At 39.7% G+C, this 8,994-nt stretch carries 11 protein-coding genes; 5 read left to right on the forward strand and 6 right to left on the reverse strand.

From position 1 onward, the window contains the following. Positions 1-35: 35 nt before the first annotated feature. Positions 36-1,415, reverse strand: coding sequence for a hypothetical protein (locus P9B04_RS09570; protein ID WP_342054762.1), 1,380 nt, complete (start codon positions 1,413-1,415; stop codon positions 36-38). A 245-nt stretch (positions 1,416-1,660) separates the two neighbouring features. Further along, positions 1,661-2,173: a COP23 domain-containing protein gene (locus P9B04_RS09575; protein ID WP_342054763.1), complete on the reverse strand. Its 513-nt coding sequence runs from the start codon at positions 2,171-2,173 to the stop codon at positions 1,661-1,663. A gap of 210 nt (positions 2,174-2,383) precedes the next feature. Between P9B04_RS09575 and ahcY the strand changes: the two genes are divergently transcribed. From ahcY to menB, 3 genes are all read left to right on the forward strand, one after another. Then, on the forward strand, positions 2,384-3,661 hold the full coding sequence (gene ahcY / locus P9B04_RS09580) for an adenosylhomocysteinase (protein ID WP_342054764.1): 1,278 nt from the start codon (positions 2,384-2,386) through the stop codon (positions 3,659-3,661). Between the two features lie 152 nt (positions 3,662-3,813). Then, positions 3,814-4,437: an exopolysaccharide biosynthesis protein gene (locus P9B04_RS09585; protein ID WP_342054765.1), complete on the forward strand. Its 624-nt coding sequence runs from the start codon at positions 3,814-3,816 to the stop codon at positions 4,435-4,437. 139 nt (positions 4,438-4,576) lie between these two features. Then, a complete protein-coding gene (gene menB, locus P9B04_RS09590) occupies positions 4,577-5,410 on the forward strand; it encodes a 1,4-dihydroxy-2-naphthoyl-CoA synthase (RefSeq protein WP_342054766.1) in 834 nt (277 codons plus the stop codon). On the opposite strand, the gene P9B04_RS09595 is transcribed toward menB, so the two are convergent. After that, positions 5,402-5,677, reverse strand: a complete 276-nt coding sequence (locus tag P9B04_RS09595) for a helix-turn-helix domain-containing protein (RefSeq protein WP_342054767.1) — start codon at positions 5,675-5,677, stop codon at positions 5,402-5,404. The two genes, menB and P9B04_RS09595, sit on opposite strands and share 9 nt — an antisense overlap. 133 nt (positions 5,678-5,810) lie before the next feature. Between P9B04_RS09595 and trpD the strand changes: the two genes are divergently transcribed. Together trpD and P9B04_RS09605 are read left to right on the forward strand one after the other, a co-directional pair. Next, positions 5,811-6,854 (forward strand): anthranilate phosphoribosyltransferase, encoded by a 1,044-nt coding sequence (gene trpD / locus P9B04_RS09600; protein ID WP_446717984.1) that lies wholly within the window; start codon positions 5,811-5,813, stop codon positions 6,852-6,854. A gap of 348 nt (positions 6,855-7,202) precedes the next feature. After that, on the forward strand, positions 7,203-7,550 hold the full coding sequence (locus tag P9B04_RS09605) for a hypothetical protein (RefSeq protein ID WP_342054769.1): 348 nt from the start codon (positions 7,203-7,205) through the stop codon (positions 7,548-7,550). A gap of 25 nt (positions 7,551-7,575) precedes the next feature. Here the strand turns inward: P9B04_RS09605 and P9B04_RS09610 are convergent, their stop codons facing one another. The 3 genes from P9B04_RS09610 to P9B04_RS09620 all read right to left on the reverse strand — a co-directional run bounded on the left by P9B04_RS09610 (position 7,576) and on the right by P9B04_RS09620 (position 8,731). Further along, positions 7,576-7,869 carry an STAS domain-containing protein gene (locus P9B04_RS09610; RefSeq protein WP_342054770.1) on the reverse strand — a complete coding sequence of 98 codons (294 nt, stop codon included), beginning with the start codon at positions 7,867-7,869 and terminating at the stop codon, positions 7,576-7,578. A gap of 128 nt (positions 7,870-7,997) precedes the next feature. Beyond that, positions 7,998-8,345: a carbon dioxide-concentrating mechanism protein CcmK gene (locus P9B04_RS09615; protein ID WP_342054771.1), complete on the reverse strand. Its 348-nt coding sequence runs from the start codon at positions 8,343-8,345 to the stop codon at positions 7,998-8,000. Between the two features lie 74 nt (positions 8,346-8,419). After that, positions 8,420-8,731, reverse strand: coding sequence for a carbon dioxide-concentrating mechanism protein CcmK (locus P9B04_RS09620; RefSeq protein ID WP_342054772.1), 312 nt, complete (start codon positions 8,729-8,731; stop codon positions 8,420-8,422). Positions 8,732-8,994 lie beyond the last annotated feature (263 nt).

An 8,994-nucleotide genomic window follows, 5' to 3' on the forward strand; every position in this document is an offset into this window, starting at 1 on the left:
TGCTCTATAAAAAACCCCATCTTCATTCTCATAAATCATTCCTGATTGCTATAGCGATTCGATTCAGGGTGAATAACTTGTGCTTCAACTGCCCAACGGTTGAGACTATAATCAACAAAAAAATCTGAGAATTTATCCACTAAAATTAAGATCATCCAAAAGATAATTAAGACGGTTGTTTCGCTGAGTAGATAAACTGAAAAAAAGCGACTAGAACGAAATGTAAATATTATGAGTGTCAAGCCACAACTTAAAATAAATATTTGTAAAATTAACAATATACTAAGGAGTAACTTAGTTAAATTGATTTTTTGTTTAATCCAAGTTTGTTTCCTTAAAAATAGTTTCTGCTGAGAATTTTTTAACGTAGAATATAACCACTTATTTTTTCTGATTAAATTCTTGATGATAATCAAAGGTAGAATAACAAATCTTAAAAACAATATAGGCTTTTTAATTGTCTTTTTGAAGATTTCTTTCTGTTCAATTGGTCGCTTATTGGATGGCTCAGAGCTATGATTAAAATCAACAGAGATAGAGTTATGACTAGACCCAACTGCTTCCCCATAAACTGCCATTTGCTTGGTCAGTTTTTGCAGTTCACATCTGAGATAATTCACATATTTTTTAAACAAAGTTCGGAAAAATTCAATTAATCCTATGATAATCAATATAATGGCTAATATAATAGCTGAAATACCCCATCGTAACCCAAAATATTTTTGATCAAATTCATATCCCCAAAAAGCAGTGCTAAAAGACAAACGAATTGATTTTTTCCATGTTTGTGCTAATTTGTCAACTGTAGTTCTGTTTGCTTTAGCATCTATATGGGTTACTGTAACAATCGTTTGTGCAGGAATTCCTAACTCAAGTTGTTCAGGTGTGTAGATTACTGTCTGGTTATTTCTAGTACCAATTTCAATTTTTGGTGTCCAGGGATGATAAGGTTTGATTTGAGCAATATGCAGTAAATTTTTCAAAGTTCTTGGTAACCAAAACCTAAGATTATCTTCTATATAATCATCTACTTCAATGGTTTCTTCTTCAAGAATATTGAGAAAAATATCATTAAATATTTCTTCAATTAATTTTGATCTTCCTTCTAATTTTCTAGTAACTTCTAAGGGTTGATTAAGCTGTTTTAAAGTGGCTACAGTTAATTCAGGAGTTAATAAAGTTTTTCGTAAGTTACCAGTATCATCGTAGATATGAACATTACTACACCAAAATCTTCCACAAGTATAAGCTTGATTAAGATCCCAGGGTGGTGTTTCAGTTTTGGGATTATTGCTTGGTGGTGTAAAGAGCGAAATTTGTGCTAGACTCCTGGTTGAGCAAGTTAATATTAAGCTAATAGTTAAGCAAAAAATAAAGCTTAATTTAATAACTTTTTTGAATAATGAATAATCCATAATCTGATTCTTTGATCATAAATAAAAAGTCATATATCTAAATCTAATAAAAATAAAGTCTGTTAGCTTAGAGGTGTAAACGGTATTTGATAGAGTGCAATGCTCCAATGCGGGGCATTGCAAGCTATTCTCACTTAAGTTCGATATAAGAAAATTTACGGAGAATTCTTCAAGTTTGGAAGTCCGAAATGTCTCTCATCCGCTCAAAAAAGACTTAACTCCGAACTCCTAACGCCGAACTCAAGTTATTTCTTTGCTTGAGAAAGATACTCTTCAAAATTGATGTATGTACGATTGTTTGTTTGGTTCAAAGGTCCACTGGCGCGAACTCGTACCGCCATCAACTTCTGTAGAGTGGTGGTGGGATCTACTCCTTGCTTTAGGGTAAATAATAGTCCTTCGCAACCCCCACCTTTGTTTTGGGTGACGCAAACCACTGGCATCCTATTCATGCGCCCTGTGGTTATGTACTTTAACTGTCCGTTATTGTAAAAGTATTGAAACCTACCAGACACTAACTGACATCGAGTACTCGGATCATATCCAGAATTACTGAAATAGTCAGACTCCCACATTAATACGGGTACAGTGGATAGATCAGAAGTTTCCGCTAGGGTGGTTGGAACCCCTTGCCAGTTTCGACAAGTAAAATTAGTGCCGACATTTCTAGCTTGTAGAGATGAATTCAAGCCAAAATTGTTCAGGGTTACTGTGGCCGAAGCAGTGAAAATAGCGGCTAATAAACTTAGTTTCATCATTTGTAGTTTTTGTCAATCGTAATTAACCTACTCCAATATAACGATTCTGAGTTTGCAAGTTATTACGGTATACTTTTGACAAATTATCTGCACCCTGTTACCCGTTCCGTATTCCCTCGGAGTCAAATAGTAACCATTGCAACAAAAAGGTCTTCAATTACGTTAAACTAAACATCTAGGACGTAATTTTAATCAAGGACAACATTTCCTATGGTTGCAACCCCAACAAAATCCCAATACGATATTAAAGACATAAATCTTGCTGCTCAAGGAAGACAACGCATCGAATGGGCTGCCCGCGAAATGCCCGTTGTACGCCAAATTCAAGAACGTTTTGCTCAAGAAAAGCCTTTTGTTGGTATTCGTTTAACTGCCTGTTGTCATGTGACCACTGAAACCGCTAATTTAGCCATCGCCCTGAAAGCAGGGGGCGCAGATGCGCTACTTATTGCGAGTAACCCTTTGTCCACTCAAGACGATGTGGCTGCCTGTTTAGTGGCTGATTATGGTATCCCTGTTTACGCTATTAAAGGGGAAGATAACGCAACTTATCATCGTCATGTTCAAACCGCCCTCGATCACCGCCCCAATATTATTATCGACGACGGAAGCGATGTAGTAGCTACTTTAATTAAAGAGCGTCAACATCAGATGGAAGATATCATTGGTACCACTGAAGAAACTACCACCGGTATCGTTCGTCTGTTGGCAATGTTGAAAGATGGGGTTCTAACCTTCCCTGCAATGAATGTCAACGATGCTGATACTAAGCATTTCTTCGATAACCGCTACGGAACCGGTCAATCTACCCTCGACGGTATTATCCGCGCTACTAATGTTCTTTTAGCTGGTAAAGTAGCTGTAGTAGCTGGTTACGGTTGGTGCGGTAAAGGGGTAGCGTTACGCGCCCGTGGCCTTGGTGCTAATGTTATTGTCACCGAAATTGACCCTGTAAGAGCTATTGAAGCTGCAATGGATGGTTTCCGAGTTCTACCTATGGCCCAAGCTGCTCAGCAAGGAGACATCTTTATTACTGTAACTGGTAACAAGCACGTCATTCGTCCTGAGCATTTTGAAGTGATGAAAGATGGTGCAATGGTTTGTAACTCTGGTCACTTCGATATCGAAATTGACTTAGAATCTTTAGGTGCAAAAGCAACCGATGTCAAAGAGGTTCGCAACTTTACCCAGAAATACACTCTACCTAATGGTAAAACCATTGTTGTCCTCGGAGAAGGTCGTTTAATTAACTTAGCGGCTGCTGAAGGACATCCTAGCGCAGTAATGGATATGAGTTTTGCTAACCAAGCCCTCGCTTGCGAATATTTAGTACAAAATAAAGGTAAGTTAGAACCCGGTCTCTACAACATTCCCAAAGAACTCGATCAAGACATTGCCCGTTTAAAACTGAAAGCAATGGGGATCGAAATCGATACTTTAACTGCTGAGCAAGAAGAGTACATCAATTCTTGGTCTGTTGGAACTTAATTTCATACATATCCGAACATATAACTAGAGGTTCTCAGTTTTTTGTCGGTGACAGTTAATTTTTTAAGTCATTGTGGGTAGGTTATTCCTACCCCCTTTTTTATATGGTATATTTGTTGGCAATCTTTATTTAATCTTCCAATAAAATCACTATGGCAAAATTATCAGTTGAATTAAATCGTTATTTTTTTGAGGAGCATCGTTCTTCAGATATAAAATTAATTGATATCTTAGAGTTAGCAGGAGAACGAGTTTTTGGCTTTTTATTCGTAATTTTAGCCTTACCTTCCGCACTTCCAGTACCGGCACCGGGTTATTCTATTCCTTTTGGAATTTTGATGTTTTTATTGGCTATCCAACTTATCGCAGGAGCAAAAATTCCTTGGCTTCCTGAAAAAATGATGAGAGGATCGATGAAGTTAACAACAGTTCAAGCTTTTGTTAAAAAAGGTAATCCTTGGTTACGACGTATTGAAGCTTTAACCCGTCCGAGAATGACTTATATTTGTGCTAGTTTTTCTGGAAGAATTATTATTGGTTTGGCGATCGCTTTAATGTCAATCTCTATGATGATACCCATACCTGGAACCAATACTTTACCCGCTATAGGAATTTTTGTAACTGCTTTTGGACTACAAGAAGACGACGGGTTTATTAGTTTGGGAGGATTAGTTATTTGTTGTCTAGCGGCTGTCCTTTCTACTTCTATTATTATGGTTGCTATTTGGGGTGGAACTAGCTTAGTTGATGTGATTAAAGAAGCTTTGGGTCGCTAAAAATAACCTAATTAATGATAATTCAACTGATGGCTGATAGCTGATAGCTGAACGCCTACAAATTATCCTGTTTTAATACCTAATTTTCTGGCTTAAATCATGGTTTAATAGACTATTGAAGCTTATTTTGCCCTAACCGATGGAAACAACCTGGCAAATTGCCAAAACTTACGAAGATATTTTGTATCATAAAGCTGATGGTATTGCAAAAATCACCATTAATCGTCCCCACAAACGCAACGCCTTTCGCCCCAAAACCGTCTTTGAACTATACGATGCCTTTTGTGATGCGAGAGAGGATAGTAACATTGGAGTGGTTTTGCTGACTGGGGCTGGACCTCACACAGATGGAAAATACGCCTTTTGTTCCGGTGGAGATCAAAGTGTGCGGGGGCAAGCAGGTTATCTCGATGACGCAGGGGTTCCTCGTCTAAATGTCCTAGACTTACAACGATTGATACGATCGCTCCCTAAAGTCGTTATTGCCCTGGTTGCTGGATATGCGATCGGTGGTGGTCATGTCTTACATCTTATTTGTGATCTAACCATAGCTGCGGATAATGCTATTTTTGGGCAAACTGGACCCAAAGTAGGCAGTTTTGACGGTGGGTTCGGTGCCGGTTATCTAGCCCGTGTAGTAGGACAAAAAAAGGCTAGGGAAATTTGGTTTCTTTGTCGTCAGTACACAGCCGAACAAGCTTTAGAAATGGGTTTAGTTAATTCTGTGGTTCCCGTGGGACAATTAGAGGTAGAAGGGGTGCAATGGGCAAACGAAATTTTAGCCAAGAGTCCCATGGCCATACGGTGTCTCAAAGCCGCCTTTAACGCTGAATGTGATGGACAGGCTGGATTACAAGAGTTAGCAGGAAATGCCACCCTACTTTACTATATGACAGAAGAAGGAGCCGAAGGAAAGCAAGCCTTTTTAGAGAAAAGATCCCCTAATTTTCGGCAATATCCCTGGCTACCCTAAGGCAATTTCATTGTAAATAGCAACATCAACCACTTCTTCTAACTCCAAACCTAAGACGTTAACAATGCTAGTGGCATTTTCAACATCCACTGCTTTTCCTCGGAAAAATCGCTCAATAGTGCTACGGGATACCTGGAAGTTTAAACGTTCCTCAATATCTTCGTAGGTGATACGTTTGCCACTACTTTGTTTTTGGGCTTCTCGGATTTTACGTTTTCCAGTTTCTGTGACTGAGATACTTCTTCGGGACTTGCGTGCTGATGTCATGGGTATCAATGTTGACTCTGTACGGCTAGTATTCCCGTTTAGCTTGCGAATGTTTTTATGGATGTGGTGAAATTAGTTATCGGTTATTATCACTGCTCATTACTCACTGCTCACCGTTCTAAGATATTTAATGATGACTCAAGATCCTCTAGAATTTAGCCAAAGTTTACTGCAACAACTCCTTGATGATCAGTCCCTTTCCCAAACTCAGGCAGGCCGACTGATGCAAGAGTGGTTAGACGAGACTGTTCCCCCAGTGTTATCTGGGGCTATTTTAGTAAGCCTCCAGGGAAAAGGTGTCTCGGGAGATGAATTAGCCGGAATGGCCGAAGTTTTGCAACAACAGTCTGTTCAAGAAACGGTCATTTCCCATAACTTCCCTGTCATCGATACCTGTGGCACCGGAGGGGATGGGGCTTCCACTTTTAACATCTCTACAGCAGTGGCTTTTGTGGCAGCGGCAGGAGGGGTGAAAGTAGCGAAACATGGAAACCGCTCAGCCTCTAGCAAAGTTGGCTCTGCCGATGTTTTGGAATATTTGGGTGTTAAACTGTCAGCCACTCCAGAAAAGGTGGCTCAAGCTCTGGAAACTGTGGGTATTACTTTTCTATTTGCCCCGGGTTGGCACCCTGCGATGAAGCACGTTGCACCGTTACGAAAAACTCTGAAGGTTCGCACTATTTTTAACTTGTTGGGGCCTTTGGTCAACCCATTAAACCCAACTGGTCAAATAATTGGGGTCTATAGTCCTCAGTTTATCAGTCCTATGGCTGAGGCTCTAAATCGATTAGGTATTTCCCAAGGAATGGTACTACACGGTCGAGAAACCTTAGACGAGGGTGGTTTAGGGGATATTACAGATGTGGCCTTTTTGAGAGGAGGTGAGGTGAGTTTCGGGGAAATCAACCCTCAAGATTTAGGTTTAACTGTTGCTCCTTTAACTGCTTTGAGGGGAGGCAATGTGGAAGAAAACGCCACCATCTTAACCAATGTTTTACAGGGGAAAGGAACACAAGCACAACAGGATGCTGTGGCTTTGAATGCGGCTTTAGCTCTGCAGGTGGGGGATTTAGTTTCTTGGTGTGATCATCAAAAAGCTGTAGAAACCGCTCGAGATATCCTTAAAAGTGGGGTGGCTTGGGATAAGTTAACTAGCTTAGTGGAATTTTTAACGTAAAACTATAGCAATCAGGGATGATTCATGAGATATCTTTTTTCCCAGTCATTAGTTATAAGTTATCAGTTACCACTGCTTACTGTTGACTTCTCACTGTTTCCCGTTCCCTTATACCTCAGACTTAAATTATCACAACTGATGACTGAGTTGCTATATAACTGTAAATTTTAATGTTTATCTGTTACTTATTTTGGCAAAATCAAATCTATATTTCTTAACAATTTTTTGTAATACTATACGTAACAAAAATTCTTAAAACTATCTAAAAATAGTCTTTTTAATCAGAAGGAGATGCTAGTATCAAGTCCATATTATTTTCTAGCAATTATCCATTTAGGATTAAATTTCATGAAAAATTTATCATCTGACTACCATAGAATTCGGCAAGGAATTATTGACGATTATCAAGAACAACTTTCTTTGTGTTTAAGAGAAGTTAAGAAAGTAATTAGTCTCTTGGCTGCACCAATGGTTGTTTCTGGAGATCAACATCAGTTATCAGAAAAACTTGCTCTAGCAAATTACATAATTACCCAAACCACCCAAAGACTCAAAAAACTCGAACAGTACAGTCAATTGTTACAGGGACAACCCCATCTAACTGAACTGGAAAGTTACAAAGAAACTCAAGAGTTGTTGGCGTATCAATTAGAGAAAGTCAGGCAAAAAACCCAAGAATGGCAATACATTGCTTAGGGTCAATTGTCTCTACAATTAAAACTTAGTGGCTACCTATTTTATCCAAAGCATCCGGTTCGTTGTGGGTGGCCAATCTTTCTAAAAGGGTTGCACTAGCTTCGTTGAGTCCAATTAATTCCACCTCTGTCCCTCGTTTACGATAGCGTAATACTACTTTATCTACTGCATCAACTGCTGAGTGATCCCATCGGTGAGCATGGGTCAAATCTATGATGACTTTCTCTAACTTTTCACGAAAGTCAAAAGCACTTAAAAAACTATCCACAGATACAAAAAACACTTGCCCGTTGACGCTTTTGGTAAAAATTTCGCTCATACTTTGGGAAGATTGGAGGAGAAAGCAACGGGAATATATCCATTTTTAGACAAAATCACAGAAATTGCCGTGATGAATGTTACCCTTGTTTGACACCTTTCCTCACCCCAATCGAGCAAAAACTCACACTAAGCACTTGACACAGGGAGAGCAATTCCTTCAGCTGCTTGACGGAACTGTTCTACTTCCTCGCTGTAATCGATAGGCAGGACTCCGACTACGTTCTCGTGAGGACGGGGAATGATTACCCAAGTTTCTAGGGCGGCTCCTTCTGTGCGCTCAATGGCTTCGATTCCGGCTGCCATAGCGGTTTTAACTTCTTGAACATCTCCGCGAATATTCAGTGTAAAACGTGCGCTTCCGGCACGAATATAACCGACGATAGTAATCCTTCCTGCTTTGACCATGGCATCGGCGGCCGCTAAAATACCAGGAAAACCTTTTGATTCGATCGATCCAACCGCTTTTTGAGTCATCGTCAGTCTCCTAAATAATCATTGATGATGTGTTGACAATAGGAATAATTTTATGGGAAAAATGCGCAATCCCTCTATGAAACGCGAAACTGCTCCACCTCTTCTGTAAAATCTAGAGGTAAAACACTCAGCAAATTTTCCGGTGGGTTAGGGACAATGTAATGACTGGCTATTTTACCGTTGTAGGATTTTTCAGCCGCTTCTTTTCCTGCTTCCATGGCTATTTTCACTTCAGAAACTGGTCCACGAATGGCTACTAAAAATTCCCCACGTTCAGCTTTATCAAAATACACAATTGTCACCCTTCCCCCTTTCACCATTGCATCTGCAGCCGCTAAAACGGCGGGAAATCCTACGGTTTGAATGACACCAACGGCTTGAGGCATAAGGCTAATAATGAGAAAAGCTCTGTTTTTCTTGCCTAATCATCATATCACGATAGGGATTACCCTATGTTAATTAATTCTCAGTAGATCACAAAGATCCTACTTACAGGATACTGCAAACAAAGCCCACGTAGTTCACTCGTGGGATGTAGTTTGCCCGTCTTTAGGCGGAGTGAATATGGTATAATTAACTAAGTGCGGTAATGCCCGTAAGAGATTTATCGGTGTTTCTTGCCTAGAATTGTCTAGGTTTCTGTACTCAG

The sequence above is a fragment of the Crocosphaera sp. Alani8 genome, from assembly GCF_038442745.1.
Taxonomy (GTDB): Bacteria; Cyanobacteriota; Cyanobacteriia; order Cyanobacteriales; family Microcystaceae; genus Crocosphaera.

Bases quoted from the DNA above. Each gene is read 5' to 3' on its own strand.
- P9B04_RS09575 (WP_342054763.1), bottom strand. From the start codon at position 2,173: ATGATGAAACTAAGTTTATTAGCCGCTATTTTCACTGCTTCGGCCACA.
- trpD (WP_446717984.1), top strand. From the start codon at position 5,811: ATGACTCAAGATCCTCTAGAATTTAGCCAAAGTTTACTGCAACAACTC.
- P9B04_RS09620 (WP_342054772.1), bottom strand. From the start codon at position 8,731: ATGCCTCAAGCCGTTGGTGTCATTCAAACCGTAGGATTTCCCGCCGTT.
- P9B04_RS09605 (WP_342054769.1), top strand. From the start codon at position 7,203: ATGAAAAATTTATCATCTGACTACCATAGAATTCGGCAAGGAATTATT.
- P9B04_RS09570 (WP_342054762.1), bottom strand. From the start codon at position 1,415: ATGGATTATTCATTATTCAAAAAAGTTATTAAATTAAGCTTTATTTTT.
- ahcY (WP_342054764.1), top strand. From the start codon at position 2,384: ATGGTTGCAACCCCAACAAAATCCCAATACGATATTAAAGACATAAAT.
- P9B04_RS09595 (WP_342054767.1), bottom strand. From the start codon at position 5,677: ATGACATCAGCACGCAAGTCCCGAAGAAGTATCTCAGTCACAGAAACT.
- P9B04_RS09615 (WP_342054771.1), bottom strand. From the start codon at position 8,345: ATGACTCAAAAAGCGGTTGGATCGATCGAATCAAAAGGTTTTCCTGGT.
- menB (WP_342054766.1), top strand. From the start codon at position 4,577: ATGGAAACAACCTGGCAAATTGCCAAAACTTACGAAGATATTTTGTAT.
- P9B04_RS09585 (WP_342054765.1), top strand. From the start codon at position 3,814: ATGGCAAAATTATCAGTTGAATTAAATCGTTATTTTTTTGAGGAGCAT.
- P9B04_RS09610 (WP_342054770.1), bottom strand. From the start codon at position 7,869: ATGAGCGAAATTTTTACCAAAAGCGTCAACGGGCAAGTGTTTTTTGTA.